This window comes from Mesorhizobium marinum (assembly GCF_040813675.1).
GTDB lineage: Bacteria > Pseudomonadota > Alphaproteobacteria > Rhizobiales > Rhizobiaceae > Mesorhizobium_K > Mesorhizobium_K marinum.
This window is the reverse complement of sequence record NZ_JBFOCI010000001.1, coordinates 23,404-38,218: the sequence shown is the minus strand read 5'-3', so window position 1 is coordinate 38,218 and position 14,815 is coordinate 23,404. Positions and strand designations below refer to the sequence as shown.

11 protein-coding genes and 1 tRNA gene are annotated in these 14,815 nt (G+C 66.0%); 4 read left to right on the top strand and 8 right to left on the bottom strand.

Features of this window, described 5'->3' with window-relative positions; all coding sequences use genetic code 11:
* Nucleotides 1–65: 65 nt before the first annotated feature.
* A complete protein-coding gene (locus ABUE31_RS00160; protein ID WP_367721450.1) occupies nucleotides 66–1,520 on the bottom strand; it encodes a glutamate synthase subunit beta in 1,455 nt (484 codons plus the stop codon).
* 180 nt (nucleotides 1,521–1,700) lie between these two features.
* Nucleotides 1,701–6,431 carry a glutamate synthase large subunit gene (gene gltB, locus ABUE31_RS00155; protein ID WP_367721449.1) on the bottom strand — a complete coding sequence of 1,577 codons (4,731 nt, stop codon included), beginning with the start codon at nucleotides 6,429–6,431 and terminating at the stop codon, nucleotides 1,701–1,703.
* Between the two features lie 366 nt (nucleotides 6,432–6,797).
* Here gltB and ABUE31_RS00150 point away from each other — a divergent pair, with 366 nt between their 5' ends.
* Nucleotides 6,798–7,844 (top strand): threonine aldolase family protein, encoded by a 1,047-nt coding sequence (locus ABUE31_RS00150; protein WP_367721448.1) that lies wholly within the window; start codon nucleotides 6,798–6,800, stop codon nucleotides 7,842–7,844.
* Nucleotides 7,845–7,917: 73 nt separating this feature from the next.
* On the opposite strand, the gene ABUE31_RS00145 is transcribed toward ABUE31_RS00150, so the two are convergent.
* Nucleotides 7,918–8,382, bottom strand: coding sequence for an Hsp20 family protein (locus tag ABUE31_RS00145; protein WP_367721447.1), 465 nt, complete (start codon nucleotides 8,380–8,382; stop codon nucleotides 7,918–7,920).
* A 468-nt stretch (nucleotides 8,383–8,850) separates the two neighbouring features.
* Between ABUE31_RS00145 and ABUE31_RS00140 the strand changes: the two genes are divergently transcribed.
* Nucleotides 8,851–9,828 (top strand): alpha/beta fold hydrolase, encoded by a 978-nt coding sequence (locus ABUE31_RS00140; protein ID WP_367721446.1) that lies wholly within the window; start codon nucleotides 8,851–8,853, stop codon nucleotides 9,826–9,828.
* Between the two features lie 30 nt (nucleotides 9,829–9,858).
* On the opposite strand, the gene hisN is transcribed toward ABUE31_RS00140, so the two are convergent.
* Nucleotides 9,859–10,656 carry a histidinol-phosphatase gene (gene hisN / locus ABUE31_RS00135; RefSeq protein WP_367721445.1) on the bottom strand — a complete coding sequence of 266 codons (798 nt, stop codon included), beginning with the start codon at nucleotides 10,654–10,656 and terminating at the stop codon, nucleotides 9,859–9,861.
* Nucleotides 10,657–10,893: 237 nt separating this feature from the next.
* Nucleotides 10,894–11,829 carry an N-formylglutamate amidohydrolase gene (locus ABUE31_RS00130; RefSeq protein ID WP_437344050.1) on the bottom strand — a complete coding sequence of 312 codons (936 nt, stop codon included), beginning with the start codon at nucleotides 11,827–11,829 and terminating at the stop codon, nucleotides 10,894–10,896.
* 156 nt (nucleotides 11,830–11,985) lie between these two features.
* Here ABUE31_RS00130 and cpdR point away from each other — a divergent pair, with 156 nt between their 5' ends.
* Together cpdR and ABUE31_RS00120 are read left to right on the top strand one after the other, a co-directional pair.
* Entirely contained in the window at nucleotides 11,986–12,348 is a 363-nt protein-coding gene (gene cpdR / locus ABUE31_RS00125; protein WP_367721444.1) for a cell cycle two-component system response regulator CpdR, read from the top strand.
* Nucleotides 12,349–12,524: 176 nt separating this feature from the next.
* Nucleotides 12,525–12,599 (top strand) — tRNA-Val (locus ABUE31_RS00120).
* A 147-nt stretch (nucleotides 12,600–12,746) separates the two neighbouring features.
* On the opposite strand, the gene ABUE31_RS00115 is transcribed toward ABUE31_RS00120, so the two are convergent.
* The 3 genes from ABUE31_RS00115 to ABUE31_RS00105 all read right to left on the bottom strand — a co-directional run bounded on the left by ABUE31_RS00115 (nucleotide 12,747) and on the right by ABUE31_RS00105 (nucleotide 14,765).
* The gene (locus ABUE31_RS00115) at nucleotides 12,747–13,376 is read right to left on the bottom strand and encodes an isochorismatase family protein (protein WP_367721443.1); all 630 of its coding nucleotides are present in this window, start codon (nucleotides 13,374–13,376) and stop codon (nucleotides 12,747–12,749) included.
* Nucleotides 13,377–13,434: 58 nt separating this feature from the next.
* Nucleotides 13,435–14,367 (bottom strand): CobW family GTP-binding protein, encoded by a 933-nt coding sequence (locus ABUE31_RS00110; RefSeq protein WP_367721442.1) that lies wholly within the window; start codon nucleotides 14,365–14,367, stop codon nucleotides 13,435–13,437.
* 101 nt (nucleotides 14,368–14,468) lie between these two features.
* Nucleotides 14,469–14,765, bottom strand: a complete 297-nt coding sequence (locus ABUE31_RS00105) for a hypothetical protein (protein ID WP_367721441.1) — start codon at nucleotides 14,763–14,765, stop codon at nucleotides 14,469–14,471.
* Nucleotides 14,766–14,815: the final 50 nt, after the last annotated feature.

Below are 14,815 nucleotides of genomic sequence, written 5' to 3'. Positions count from 1 at the left end.
AAGACTCTCACGGCTTCCGGCATGCCGGCAGCCCCCGGCTTAGACAGCCGATCCGCGGTGCTGCCTTATTCGGGCAGCACCGTCGTGCCCATCAGCGTTTCGTCGATGGCGCGCGCCGCCTGGCGGCCCTCGCGAATGGCCCAGACGACAAGGGACTGGCCGCGGCGCACGTCACCGGCCGACCACAGCTTGTCAACGCTGGTGCGGTAGTCGCGATCGTTGGCGGCGACGTTGGTCGAGCGCCGGCTGTCGGTGACGAGCTTCATCTGGCCTTCGAGTTCCCTGGTCACGCCGCCGGCGATCGGGCCGGCGAAACCGATGGCGATGAAGGCGAGATCGGCGCGGATGACGAATTCCGTGCCGGCGATCGGCTTGCGCTTCTCGTCGACCTCGCAGCACTTGACGCCGGTCAACTGGCCGTCCTCGCCGATGAATTCCAGCGTCGCCACCTGGAACTCGCGCTCGGCACCCTCGGCCTGGCTGGAGGATGTGCGCATCTTGGTCGCCCAGTACGGCCAGACCGACAGCTTGTTCTCCTTTTCCGGAGGCTGCGGCCGGATGTCGAGCTGGGTGACGCGCACCGCGCCCTGGCGGAATGCGGTGCCGACGCAGTCGGACGCGGTGTCGCCGCCGCCGACCACGACAACATGCTTGCCGTTGGCAAGGATCGGCTTCTCCGGCCATGCGACGGACTGGATGTCCTCTCCGCCGACGCGCTTGTTCTGCTGCACGAGGTAAGGCATGGCGTCATGCACGCCCTGAAGCCCGTCGCCCGGAATGCCGGCCGCGCGCGGGGTCTCGGAACCGCCGCAATAGAGCACCGCGTCATACTCCGCGAGGAGGTCGGCGATCTTCCTGTCGATGCCGACATTGACGCCGCAGAAGAAGGTGACGCCCTCGCCTTCCATCTGAGCGACGCGGGAATCGATGTAGCGCTTCTCCATCTTGAAATCCGGAATGCCGAAGCGCATCAGCCCGCCAGGCTTCGACTCGCGCTCGAAGACATGCACGTCGTGGCCGGCGCGGCCGAGTTGCTGCGCGGCGGCCATGCCTGATGGCCCCGAGCCGATGATCGCAACCCGCTTGCCGGTCTTCTGCTGCGGCGGATAGGGACGCACGTAGCCGGTCTCGTAGGCCTTGTCGGCGAGCGCCTGCTCCACCGTCTTGATGGCGACCGGAATATCCTCGAGGTTCAGCGTGCAGGCTTCCTCGCATGGCGCCGGGCAGATGCGCCCGGTCCACTCGGGAAAATTGTTGGTCGAGTGCAGGTTGCGGATCGCCGCGTCCCAGTCGCCATTGTAGACGAGGTCGTTCCAGTCGGGGATCTGGTTGTGGATCGGGCAGCCGGTCGGCCCGTGGCAGAACGGGATGCCGCAGTCCATGCAGCGGGCGGCCTGTTTCTCGACCTCCTTGTCCGACATCGGCAGCGTGAATTCCTTGAAATGCCGGATGCGGTCGGAGGCCGGCTGGTACTTGTGCACCTGCCGGTCGATCTCGAGAAATCCTGTTACCTTGCCCATGGTTCACCTCGGACCTGCGCTCGACCGGGACCCTTGGCCCGCTTGGCCGTACGTGGTTTTGACTTCAGCCGGAGACAAGCCCCGGCATTGAAGGCCGCAAGCAGCGGCCCGTCAATCAGCGCGGACGCGCTCCGGGTTTGAGTGAGGGCGGCACGCCCATCGGAAAGATGGCGAACCGTATCATTCCGCCGCCACGCCCATCCTCATACGGGCCATCTCTTCCAGCGCCCGCTTGTACTCGACCGGCATGATCTTGCGGAACTTCGGCCGGTAGTCGGCCCAGTTCTCGAGGATCGTGCGGGCCTTGGTCGAGCCGGTGAAGTGCGCGTGGTTGGAGATCAACTGGTGCAGCCGCTCCTCGTCGTGGCTGGTCATGTCGCCCGACACGTCGACACGTCCCTTGTGGTCGATGTCGCCGCCATGATGATGCAGCTTCTCGAGCAGGTAGTCCTCTTCCGGCACCGGCTCGAGTTCGACCATCGCCATGTTGCAGCGCTCGGCGAAGTCGCCGGCCTCGTCGAGGACGTAGGCGACGCCGCCCGACATGCCGGCCGCGAAGTTGCGGCCGGTCTTGCCGATGACGACGACGATGCCGCCGGTCATGTATTCGCAGCCATGGTCGCCGACGCCTTCGACGACGACCGCCGCGCCCGAGTTGCGCACGGCGAAGCGTTCGCCGGCGACGCCGCGGAAGTAGCACTCGCCCTCGGTGGCGCCGTAGAGCACGGTGTTGCCGACGATGATCGACTCCTCGGCGACGATCTTTGATTCCTCGGGCGGGCGGATGACGATGCGGCCGCCCGACAGGCCCTTGCCGACATAGTCGTTGCCGTCGCCGATCAGCTCGAAGGAGATCCCGCGCGCCAGGAACGCCCCGAACGACTGCCCAGCGGTGCCGGTCAGCTTCACCGAGATGGTGTCCTCGCGCAGGCCCTTGTGCCGGTAGCGCTTGGCCACCTCGCCGGACAGCATCGCGCCGGCCGAACGGTCGACGTTGCGGATCGGCAGTTCGATCTCCACCGGCTGGCGCGAATCGAGCGCCGGCCTGGCCAGTTCGATCAGCTTGCGGTCGAGCACGTCATCGATCGGGTGCTTCTGCCGCTCGGTCCAGTGGGTCGCTTCGCGCGGCGCGTCGGGCTTGTAGAAGATGCGGCTGAAGTCGAGGCCGCGCGCCTTCCAGTGCGCAATGACGGCACGCTTCTCGAGCAGTTCGGTATCGCCGACGATTTCGTCGATATGCCGGAAGCCCATGGCGGCCAGCAGTTCGCGCACTTCCTCGGCAACGTAGAAGAAGTAGTTGATGACGTGCTCGGGCGTGCCCTTGAAGCGCTTGCGCAGGACCGGATCCTGCGTGGCCACGCCGACAGGGCAGGTGTTGAGATGGCACTTTCGCATCATGATGCAACCGGCGGCGATCAGCGGCGCCGTCGAGAAGCCGAACTCGTCGGCGCCGAGCAGGGCGCCGATCACAACGTCGCGGCCGGTGCGCAATCCGCCGTCGACCTGCAGCGCGACGCGGCTGCGCAGGCCGTTAAGCACCAGCGTCTGGTGCGTTTCCGCAAGGCCCATTTCCCAAGGGCTGCCGGCATGCTTCAGCGAGGTCAGCGGGGAAGCGCCGGTACCCCCGTCATAGCCGGAGATGGTGATGTGGTCGGCGCGCGCCTTGGCGACGCCGGCGGCGACCGTGCCGACGCCGACCTCGGAGACCAGCTTCACCGAAACGTCGGCGGCCGGGTTGACGTTCTTCAGGTCGTAGATGAGCTGCGCCAGATCCTCGATCGAATAGATGTCATGGTGCGGCGGCGGCGAGATCAGCCCGACGCCGGGCGTCGAATGCCGGGTCTTGGCGATCGTCGCGTCGACCTTGTGGCCGGGCAACTGACCGCCTTCGCCTGGCTTGGCGCCCTGCGCCACCTTGATCTGCATGACATCGGAATTGACGAGATATTCGGTGGTGACGCCGAAGCGCCCCGATGCGATCTGCTTGATCGCCGAGCGCTCTGGGTTGGCCCCGCCGCCCGGCAGCGGCAGGTAGCGATCCGGCTCCTCGCCGCCCTCGCCCGTGTTCGACTTGCCGCCGATCCTGTTCATGGCGATGGCAAGCGTCGTGTGCGCCTCTCTGCTGATCGAGCCGAACGACATGGCGCCGGTCGAGAACCGCCTGACGATGTCGGCAGCCGGCATGACCTCGTCGAGCGGCACGGGATCGCGCCCGGTCTCGCCGGCGAGCCTGATCTTGAACAGGCCGCGGATCGTCTGGGCCCGCGCCGTCTCGCTGTCGATCTGCGCGGAGAATTCCTTGAAGGTCGACCATGATCCCTGCCGCACGGCGTGCTGCAGCGATGCAACCGCGTCGGGCGTCCACATATGGGCCTCGCCGCGCATGCGGTACATGTATTCGCCACCGACCTCGAGCGCGTTGCGCAGGACCGGGTCGTCGCCGAAGGCGGAGGCATGGCGCGAAACGGTCTCGGCGGCGATCTCCTCCAGACCGACGCCCTCGATGGTGGTGGCGGTCCCGGTGAAGTACTTCTCCACGAAATCCGACTTCAGGCCGACGGCGTCGAAAATCTGCGCGCCGCAATAGGACTGGTAGGTCGAGATGCCCATCTTGGACATGACCTTGAGCATGCCCTTGCCGATCGACTTGATGTAGCGGGTGACCACCTCCGTGGCGTCGACCTCCGGCGGGAACTCGCCGCGCCTGTGCATGTCGATCAGCGTGTCGAAGGCGAGATAGGGGTTGATCGCCTCGGCGCCGTAGCCGGCGAGGCAGCAGAAGTGATGCACCTCGCGCGGTTCGCCGGACTCGACCACGAGGCCGACCGAGGTGCGCAGCCCCTTGCGGATGAGGTGGTGGTGCACAGCGGCGGTGGCCAGCAGCGTCGGGATGTCGATGCGGTCCGGTCCGATCTGGCGGTCGGATAGGATGATGATGTTGTAGCCGCCGGCGACGGCCGCCTCGGCGCGTTCGCAAAGCCGCTCGATGGCCGCCGGCATGCCGGCGGCGCCTTCCGCGGCCGCGTAGGTGATATCGATCGTCTTGGTATCGAACCGGTCCTCGGTATGGCCGATCGAGCGGATCTTCTCGAGGTCGCCATTGGTGAGGATCGGCTGGCGCACCTCGAGCCGCTTGCGCCGCGAGGAGCCGACCAGGTCGAAGATGTTGGGCCGCGGCCCGATGAAGGACACCAGGCTCATCACCAACTCCTCGCGGATCGGGTCGATCGGCGGGTTGGTGACCTGGGCGAAGTTCTGCTTGAAATAGGTGTAGAGCAGCCTCGTGCGATCCGACATCGCCGAGATCGGCGTGTCGGTGCCCATCGAGCCGACCGCTTCCTGGCCCGTCGTCGCCATCGGCGACATCAGGAGCTTGGTGTCTTCCTGCGTGTAGCCGAAGGCCTGCTGGCGATCGAGCAGCGACACGTCGCGCCGCAGTTCGCGCGGCTCGACCGGCTTCAGGTCCTCCAGGATCAACTGTGTGTTGGCCAGCCACTGCTTGTAGGGGTGCTTGGTGGCGATCTCAGCCTTGATCTCGTCGTCCGAGATGATGCGGCCCTTCACCAGGTCGATCAGCAGCATCTTGCCCGGCTGCAGGCGCCACTTGGTGACGATCTTCTCCTCGGGCACCGGCAGCACGCCCGCTTCCGAGGCCATGATCACCCGGTCGTCGTCGGTGACGATGTAGCGGGCGGGCCTCAGCCCGTTGCGGTCGAGGGTCGCGCCGATCTGGCGGCCGTCGGTGAAGACGAGCGCCGCCGGGCCGTCCCACGGCTCCATCAGGGCGGCATGATACTCGTAGAACGCCTTGCGGTCGGCATCCATGAGCTTGTTGCCGGCCCAGGCTTCCGGAACCAGCATCATCATGGCGTGCGCCAGCGTGTAGCCGCCCTGGAACAGGAACTCGAGCGCGTTGTCGAAGCACGCGGTGTCCGACTGTCCCTCGTAGGAGATCGGCCACAGCTTGGAGATGTCGTTGCCGAACAGCTCGGAATCGACCGAGGCCTGGCGCGCCGCCATCCAGTTGTTGTTGCCGCGGACCGTGTTGATTTCGCCGTTGTGGGCGACCATGCGGTAAGGGTGCGCCAGCTTCCACGACGGGAAGGTGTTGGTCGAGAAGCGCTGATGGACGAGGATCAGCGCGGTCTCGAAGCGCGGGTCCTTGAGGTCCTTGTAGTAGGCGCCGACCTGGTTGGCCAGGAACATGCCCTTGTAGACGATGGTGCGCGCCGACAGCGAGACGCAATAGGCGCCGATGTCCTTGTTCTCGTTCTCCGCATAGATGCGGCCGGAGATGACCTTGCGCAGCAGGTAGAGGCGCGCCTCGTACTCCTCGTCGTTGTCGATGTCGGGCGTGCGGCCGATGAAGACCTGGCGATGATGCGGCTCGGCCGCGGCGATTTCGGGCGCCTTGGACAGCGAGGCATTGTCGACCGGAACGTCGCGGAAGCCGATCAGCGGCAGGCCTTCCGACTGGGCCGATTCGCGGATGATTTCGTCAATGTGGTCGCGCATCGCCGCGTCCTGCGGCATGAACCAGTGGCCGACGCCATACTGTCCGGGCGCCGGCAGCTCGATGCCCTGCCTGGCCATGTCCTCGCGGAAAAGCGCATCGGGGATCTGAACCAGCACGCCGGCGCCATCGCCGACCAGCGGGTCGGCGCCGACCGCGCCGCGATGGGTGAGGTTTTCCAGCATGAACAGACCGTCCTCGACGATCTTGTGCGACTTCACGCCCTTCATCTGGGCGATGAAGCCGACGCCGCAGGCGTCGTGCTCGTTCCTCGGATCGTAGAGGCCCTGCGCTTCCGGCAAGCCCGGCAAGCTGGATAGGCCGGCGCGTTTGACGGACGCACCGCTCGTCTGGGCGGGCACGGTCTGCTCCGTCACAGAGGGCGCAAAGTCCGTCATCAACATCGTCTCCGTTCCTGGCCTTCCCGGGCGTGCCGAGGGGGCGGGTTCGTCTTCGCAGCGGCAGCGGCGCGCGCAAAGCCGGCGGGGCGACCACAATACGCCAAACCGCCGGTTCATGCGCGGATAAATAAGACAGCACTACTGTCCTATATTCTTATTGCAGAAACCAGGGCCGCTTACAAGACCGATTCGGCAAAAAAAGGTGCGGTCGGCGAAAGAAAATTGCGCGACGCCCCGAATTTACCGTCCTGAGATTCCGCTGGAGGTTGCCCCGGCGGCCAGGATTCCGGCCTGCGTGGCTCTTGCAGTCGCCGCGCAAAAACGGTCAGGTTGCGCGCCTCCAATGGGACCGGGACAAGAATCGTGATCTTTTCATCTGACAACTGGGCAGGCGCGCATCCGAGCATCGCCGCCGGCCTTTCGGCACGTGCTTCGGGCTTCGATCCGGCGTACGGCAACGGCGATCTGGACAGGGCGGTCGCCCGCCGGTTCAACGAAATCTTCGAGCGCGAAGTCGCCGTGTTCTTCGTCGGCACGGGGACAGCCGCCAACGCTTTGTCGCTGGTCAGCGCCGACAAGCCGGGCGGCCTGTCCTTCTGTCACCGCGAATCGCATCTCATCGAGGACGAATGCGGCGCGCCGGAATACTTCATGGGAGGTTCGCGCCTGTTCGGCGTCGACGGATCGCTCGGTCGGATTGACCCGGGCGCGCTGGCTTCGGCGGTCGGGCGCTTCGCCGGCGACAATGTGCATGCCGGCCGGCCTGCGGCGGTCTCCATCACCCAGGCCACGGAGATCGGCACGGTGTATTCGATCGAGCAGATCAGGGATATCGCCGCCGTCGCAAGGGAACACGCGCTGCCGCTGCACATGGATGGGGCGCGTTTTGCCAATGCCCTCGTCTCGCTCGGCGCGACGCCGGCAGAGATGACGTGGAAGAGCGGCGTCGACATGCTGTCCTTCGGCGGCACGAAGAACGGCTGCTGGTGCGCGGAGGCCGTCATTCACTTCGACACAGCAAGGGCGAAGGAGTTCGGCTTCATCCGAAAGCGCGCCGCGCAACTGTTTTCCAAGTCGCGCTTCATCGCCGCCCAGTTCAGCGCCTATTTCCAGGACGACCTGTGGCTCGAAACGGCGCGGCACGCCAACGCCATGGCCGACAGGCTCGCCGGGCACATCCGCCACTCCGGCGCGATGCGCCTCGCCTGGGAGCCCCAGGCGAACGAGGTATTCGCAATCATGCCGCCGGTGCATGCACAGGCGCTGCAGGACAAAGGTGCGCGCTTCTACGACTGGTTGACGCCGCACGGCTTCGATGGCGTGGCGACCGGAGAAAAGCTGTGGCGCTTCGTCACCAGCTTCGCGACGACGCAAGACGAGGTCGACCGGTTCGGCGATCTGATCGGCTAGCCGAACGACGTCATTCTACAAAAAAGAAGCGGCGCCTTTCGGCGCCGCTTCCGTCTCGGGAGGAGACGACGGGTCAGGCCGCGGCCTTGGCCTCGATCTGCTTGGCTTTGCCGCCATTGCCGATCTCGATCTTGCGCGGCTTCAGTTCCTCCGGAACCGTGCGCTTCAGGTCGATGTGCAGAAGGCCGTTCTTGAGCTGGGCGCCGAGCACCTCGACATGGTCCGCAAGCTGGAATCGGCGCTCGAAGCTGCGCGCGGCAATGCCGCGATAGAGCACCTCGGAGCCTTCGTCATTGGCCTCTTCCTTGCGCTCGCCCTTGACGGACAGGACGTTGCGGTGAGCCTCGATTGCGATGTCCTTCTCCGAGAAACCGGCGACGGCCATGGAGATGCGATAGGCGTCCTCGCCGGTGCGCTCGATGTTGTAGGGGGGATAGGACTGGCCGCTGTCGGGCTGGCCAAGCGAATCGAGCATCGTGAAGAGGCGGTCGAAGCCTACGGTCGAACGGTAGAGCGGCGAAAAATCAACGTGACGCATGGGTTTGTTCTCCTGTCGAGCAACATGGTTTGCGTTTGATCCCTTGCAGAACCCGGCTTGAAGCCCCTTGGCATTCCGGCTGGACCAGCGGTCCCGAGATCGGCGACCGCAGGAATGATCTGGGGAGCGAAACAGGGCATTTCAAGACTGCCATCCGGTCTCGCCCCCAATCGGCCGGCCGGGGCCGATGAACGCGCCATGAACCGTCGCTTCGGGTCGCGTTCAGGGTTGCCGGGCTAGTCTCTGCATCGTGACGAGGCGATGCGCGGCCCGCATCGCTCCGAGGCCGATCCGGGTGCAACGTCCCTTCCCCGGCTCGACCGGGCCGGAAGCCCGCCAAAAGCGGTCTTCCGGCCTTCCGTCCCTGCCTTGGCGGAAACTCGTTCCTTGCATTCTCGCCAGACGCTTTCTATCACCTGACGGCGCCACGCAGGCCAAGGCGCTACTCCATCGTCGCGAAAGCGCCCCATGACGGACGTCTTCAACGTAATCCCCAGCAACCCGCCGCCTGAAAAGGCGATCGGCGGATATTTCACGACGGTCGATGGCAAGAAGCTGCGCTATGGCCGGTTTCCCGCCGTGGCCAGGCCGCTGAAGGGAACGGTCATCATCCTTTCGGGCCGCAACGAGTGCATCGAGAAATATTTCGAAACGGCGCGCAACCTGTCCGAGCGCGGCTTCACGGCGGCCACGTTCGACTGGCGCGGCCAGGGCGGATCGGATCGCCTGCTGCGCGATCCGCAGCGCGGGCACGTGCGCGACTTCGCCAGTTACGTGAAGGACCTCGACAGCTTCTTCGAGGAGGTCGTGCTGCCGGATTGCCGCGGGCCGTACTACATTCTCGGCCATTCGACGGGATCGCTGATCGCGCTGCTCGCCACGCCATCGCTCGTGAACCGGGTGCAGCGCATGGTGCTGGCCGCGCCCTTCTTCGACTATATCGGCCTGCCGCTTTCGATGCCGACGATCGCCCGCATCGCAGGGGTGCTCTACTGGATGGGGCTCGGCCGCATGTACGGCGCCTGGGGGGCCAGGCCGCGCCGGTCGCCGCCCTTCGCGACCAACAAGCTGACCACCGACATCGGCCGCTACCGGCGCAACATGGAACTCTACGAAAAATTTCCCAAGCTGGCGCTGGGCGGGCCGACCGTCGCCTGGATCCGCGCCGCCTGCCGGGCGGTCGAGATCGTTCAGGATCCGGAGTTCATGCAGCGGATCAACATCCCGATCATGTTCGTCGGCGCCGGCAATGACGAGGTCGTCTCCACCCGGGCGATCGCCGACTACGCGCGGCGGCTGCGCGGTGGCCAGATCCTGACCATCGCCGGCGCCCGCCATGAACTCCTGCAGGAAGCCGACATCTTCCGGGAGCAGCTTCTCGCCGCCTTCGACGCCTTCGTGCCCGGCAACGACGCCAGGCTGGAACTGTCACATCCCTCGCTGTAGGCGAAGCCGCTCTGCGATCCCAGGCCCAGCCTAGCCGACCGGGTCGCTGCGGCCGGCATGCAGCATCTCCATCGCCGCCGCATGCAGTTCCGGGGTCGCCGCGGCGACAATGCCGCCGCCCTCCTCCGCCGGTCCCCCGTTCCATTCGGTGATCATTCCGCCGGCGGCCTCGATGATCGGGATCAGCGCGACGATGTCGTAGGATTGCAGCCCGACCTCGACCACCAGGTCGACATTGCCAGCGGCAAGCATGGCGTAGCCGTAGCAGTCGGTGCCGTAGCGCGGCATCCGCACGGCATTCTCGAGCCGATCGTAGGCGACGCGCCTGTCGCCCTGGAACAGCGCAGGCGTCGTCGTGCAGAGCGTCGCCTGGTCGAGGCCTGTAGTTCGGCGGGTCGACAGCCGCCGGCGGTCGCCCTCGGGCCCTTCGAGCCATGCTTCGCCAGCGCTCGCGTAGTACAGTTCGCCGGTGAACGGCTGCGCCATCATGCCCGCCACCGCGTCGCCCTTGTGGGTCAGACCGACCAGCGTGCCCCAGAGCGGAACGCCGGAGATGAACGAACGCGTGCCGTCGATCGGATCGATCACCCAGACATGATCGCTGGTCGCGTTCTCCGCACCGAACTCCTCGCCGAGGATTCCGTGGCCCGGATGTTCCGCCTTGATCAGTGCCCGGATCGCCTGCTCGGCCTCCCTGTCGGCCTCGGTCACGGGGTCGAAGCCGCCCTCAACCTTGTTCAGGATGTCGCCGAATCGGCGGAACCGCGGCAGGGTTTCCTGTGCCGCCGCGCTGGCAATCCGCCTGAAAAACTCAACCGGTACGTGCAAAACACATCTCCTGATGGCAAAGGGCGATGCAAAAATACAACGAACAGGCCGATTCGGTCATAATCTTCATTAAGTCTGACAAAAGCGGTTTGGGCCTCGTTGACATTTGTGCATCGCACAATATTCTCTGATTCGGACAGGTTCTCCTGTCCATGCCCTCCTTGGGCGTTTCCTCCCTAGACTTCGACCGCGTCGGTAACGATGCGGTCTTTTTTTGACCGCACCGCCTCCGGCGTCCTATTCGGCCGCCAGCCTCCGGTCCAGGGGATCGTCGAGGAAGTTGTGGTCGGGCATCGCCATCAGTTCGGACATGAACCGCGTGAGATCCTCGGCCAGCGCATGGAAGCCGGCGGTGCGCTCGAGCGTACGCTCGTTCATGTAGAGACCGCGATTGATCTCGATCTGCAGCGCATGCAGCCCGCGCGCCGGCCTGCCGTAGTGTTCCGTGATGAAACCGCCGGCATAGGGCTTGTTGTGCGCGACCGCATAGCCCATCGACGCCAGCGAGGCGATCGCAGCCTCGGTCAGCGCGCGGTTGGCCGAAACGCCGAAACGGTCGCCGATAATGAAATCCGGGCGCACCCCGCCGTCGCCGATGCGAATGCTGGCCGGCATCGAATGGCAATCGACCAGAACCGCATAGCCGAAGCGGGCATGGGTGCGGGTCAGCAGGTGCTTCAGCGCGTCGTGGTAGGGCTTGTAGACCGCTTCGATCCGACCCACCGCCTCGGCGAGCGGCAGCCGGCAGGCGTAGATGTCGAGGCCCTCGCCGACCAGCTTGGGCACCGTGCCGAGGCCGCCGGCAACCCGAGCCGACCGGATGTTGGCGAAGGGCGGCACCGGTTCGGTGAACATGCGCGGGTCGAGTTCCCAGGGCTCGCGGTTCACGTCGAGATAGGCGCGCGGGAAATTGGCCGCGAGAAGCGGTGCGCCAAGCGGGGGTGCGGCGCCGAACAACTCGTCGACATAGCAGTCCTCCGAGCGGCGTATCTCCACGCCGTCGAGCCTGGCCAGCGCCAGGAATCGCTCGGGATAGTGGCTGCCGCTGTGCGGCGAGTTGAAGACGAACGGGACCCGCTGCTCCGCGCTCTCGCGGATTGTGAACGGCGGCACGATCGCAAAATCGTCGGCCGCATTCATGAGCGGAACACCTTCATCGGGCGAAACTGACATCAGGCGGGTCCGCTGTCCAGCGCCCGCGCGAGCCCCGGTTCGCCAAGCGCTGGGGCCAGCAACATTCACTTGATGTTTACCGGCCAGGCTTCATATACAGCATGGTTAACAGGCCGGTTTGGGAGCGGGCCGGTGGGCGAAGCGGACGGGATTGGGATGACACGCATTCTGCTTGCGGAAGACGACGACGACATGCGCCGGTTTCTGGTCAAGGCGCTCGAGCGCGCCGGCTACGACGTCAGCGATTTCGACAATGGCGCAAGCGCCTACGAGCGGCTGCGCGAGGAGCCGTTCTCGCTGCTCTTGACCGACATCGTGATGCCCGAGATGGACGGCATCGAACTCGCCCGCCGCGCCACCGAGATCGACCCCGACCTCAAGGTGATGTTCATCACCGGCTTCGCAGCGGTCGCGCTCAATCCCGATTCGAAGGCTCCGAAGGACGCCAAGATCCTGTCGAAGCCTTTCCACCTGCGCGACCTCGTCAACGAGGTCGAGAAGATGTTGCAGGCGGCCTGAGCGAATTCCGCTGCGGCAGGTCGGCGGCGCGCGCGAACGCGACCGTGCATGCGCCGGAACGCCTCGGTCGTGCCCACCGTTTCGGCCGCCGCACCGCCCTGCGGCATAATCTTCAGAGCCGCCCAGACCGCTATTGACGCGCCCGGGCAAAAGTGGTGTATGCGCTCCGGTCGGATGGGCGTGTAGCTCAGCGGGAGAGCACTACGTTGACATCGTAGGGGTCACAGGTTCAATCCCTGTCACGCCCACCATCCGAAATCCCTAAAATCTTGTATCGGCCACGCTGCTGCGGCCTGATTCTAGCTGTGAATCAGCAGATTCGCGCCGATCCGGACGGCGTGCGGCAGACGAACAGGGCAAAGCAGCCGGTCAAGCCCGCGAAGCGACGTGCGAGTCTCCTATCGCGCGTCCAGCCGGCTCCCCAGGAGTTCGACGATCTCGGCGCCGGTCATCAGGTCCGCGTATTTCTGGCCCATGTCGAACAGGTTCGCCTCGTGCGGGCCGAGCGCGCGGTCGCCGACGCAGTCCTTCGCTACCGTGACGCGGTAGTTCATGCTCATCGCATCGATCGCGCTGGCGCGGATGCAGCCCGACGTGGTGCAGCCGGCAAGGACGATCGTATCGACGCCCCTTGCCACGAAATGCGCGCCGAGATGGGTGCCGAAGAACGCCGAGGCCTGCGTCTTGCGGATGACGAGTTCGCCAAGGGCCGGCGCCAGCGCATCGACGACCTGGCTGGCATGCGACTTCTCGATGAGGTCGCGCAGCCGCGGCACCTTCTGGCACCAGACGCCGGCATCGGCGCCGTCGTCGGCATAGACGATTCGCGTGAAGACGACCGGCAGCTTCGCGCGGCGAAAGAAGGCGAGCAGCGGCTTCGCCGCCTCGACCGCGTCGAGGATGTTGCCGCCGCCGAGGATGTCCGGATCGGTGAAGCCGTTGACGAAATCGACGACCAGCAGCGCCGGCAGCCTGCCGAAACCGATCTTCTGGCCGAACTGTTGCCTGGCGTAGACGTCGTCGGTCATGCTCCCTCCCCTCGTTTTCGCATTTCCGGGCCGGGCCCTTTCCGGCACCGGGAACGGCCTAGCCCCGCAGCCCGGCAAAATGGCGCAGCGACCGGTCGAGCTGCTCGGCCCGGAACCCGCGACCGATGAAGACCAGGCTGTTGTCGTCGCCGGCCGCGTCGGCTGGCAGGATCTCCGGCGACTGCACGATCTTGCGCACGCTCTGCAGGAGGAGGCGACCGGACGGAGCCGTCACCACGCCCTTGACGCGCAAGATGTCGTCGCCGCGTGCATGGATCAGCGCGCTCAGCCACACGCTGAAGGCCGTCCAGTCGATGTCCTCGCCGATGTCGAGCTTCAGCGCGCGGATCGGCAGGCCGCCTGCGGCCTCGCCCAGCGCGTCGAGTTCCTCGGGCTCGGCCCCGGAATGATCCGGCAGGGCGACATCGCTGCCCTTCACGGCGCCGGAAATCGCGGCGCCCGGGTTGATCGCCTTCAGCGTCGCCAGCAGCCGCGTCAGCGCCGCCTCGTCGGCCTCGTCGAGCTTGGTGACCACCAGCAGGTCTGCGAGCTCCATCTGGCGCCGGCTGAGCGGCTCCTGGCGCAACTGGTCCAGCCCGTAGACCGCGTCGACCGCGACGACGATCCCGGAAATCACGATGTGATGCGCCAGAACGGGATCGGAACGGATAGCCGCGACGATCGGAGCCGGATCGGCAAGGCCGCTGGTCTCGATGACGATACGGTCTGGCCGCGCGCTTTCGGCGCTGACGCGCTTGTCGCAGATCGACCGCAGCAGGGCGACCAGTTCGTCGCGCGCCTCGCAGCAGGCGCAGCCCCCCGACACCACGGCAAGCTCGGCCGACTGGCTAAGCAGTGCATCGTCTACCGACGTCTCCGCCGCCTCGTTGACGACGACGAACGCGTCGGCGAACAGGCCGTGGTGCAGATGATGCCGCAGCCACGTCGTCTTGCCGGAGCCGAGGAAGCCGCCCAGTAGCGTGAGCCGCATGCGGTTGTCCGCCGCGCCGGCGACCGGACCGCCCGCATCGTCGCGGTTGTCAAATTTGCCGGGTGGAAGTCGAACGTCCATCGGACCGTCAGCCACGGGGGTCAGTCGGCGTCGCCGATGAAGCGGGGATCCAGTGGATCGATTGCCTGTCCGGTGAGCCTCTCGGCTTCCCTCCAGACTTCCTCGAGGTCGCGCACGATGGCGTTTGCGCCGGACAGGGTGCCAAGCTGAATTCCCGGCACGTCCGCGCCGTCATGCGCCGTCAGCCCGTAGGCGGGCAGCACCGACCGCAGGACCTGCGCGCGGCGAAAGCGGGCGCGCAGGCGATCATGCGGGGTCGTCGCCCCGGCCTCGGTCCAATGGCCGGGCGCCGCCGGAAATCCGCATGCTGAACACATGATCTGGCCTCTTTCGGCGTCGGCATTGGCACCGGCGGCATCCTACAGCC

Coding starts and splice junctions, on each gene's coding strand:
- gltB (WP_367721449.1), bottom strand. CDS start 6,431: ATGACGGACTTTGCGCCCTCTGTGACGGAGCAGACCGTGCCCGCCCAG.
- ABUE31_RS00110 (WP_367721442.1), bottom strand. CDS start 14,367: ATGCGGCTCACGCTACTGGGCGGCTTCCTCGGCTCCGGCAAGACGACG.
- ABUE31_RS00140 (WP_367721446.1), top strand. CDS start 8,851: ATGACGGACGTCTTCAACGTAATCCCCAGCAACCCGCCGCCTGAAAAG.
- ABUE31_RS00160 (WP_367721450.1), bottom strand. CDS start 1,520: ATGGGCAAGGTAACAGGATTTCTCGAGATCGACCGGCAGGTGCACAAG.
- ABUE31_RS00145 (WP_367721447.1), bottom strand. CDS start 8,382: ATGCGTCACGTTGATTTTTCGCCGCTCTACCGTTCGACCGTAGGCTTC.
- ABUE31_RS00105 (WP_367721441.1), bottom strand. CDS start 14,765: ATGTGTTCAGCATGCGGATTTCCGGCGGCGCCCGGCCATTGGACCGAG.
- ABUE31_RS00115 (WP_367721443.1), bottom strand. CDS start 13,376: ATGACCGACGACGTCTACGCCAGGCAACAGTTCGGCCAGAAGATCGGT.
- cpdR (WP_367721444.1), top strand. CDS start 11,986: ATGACACGCATTCTGCTTGCGGAAGACGACGACGACATGCGCCGGTTT.
- ABUE31_RS00130 (WP_437344050.1), bottom strand. CDS start 11,829: ATGTCAGTTTCGCCCGATGAAGGTGTTCCGCTCATGAATGCGGCCGAC.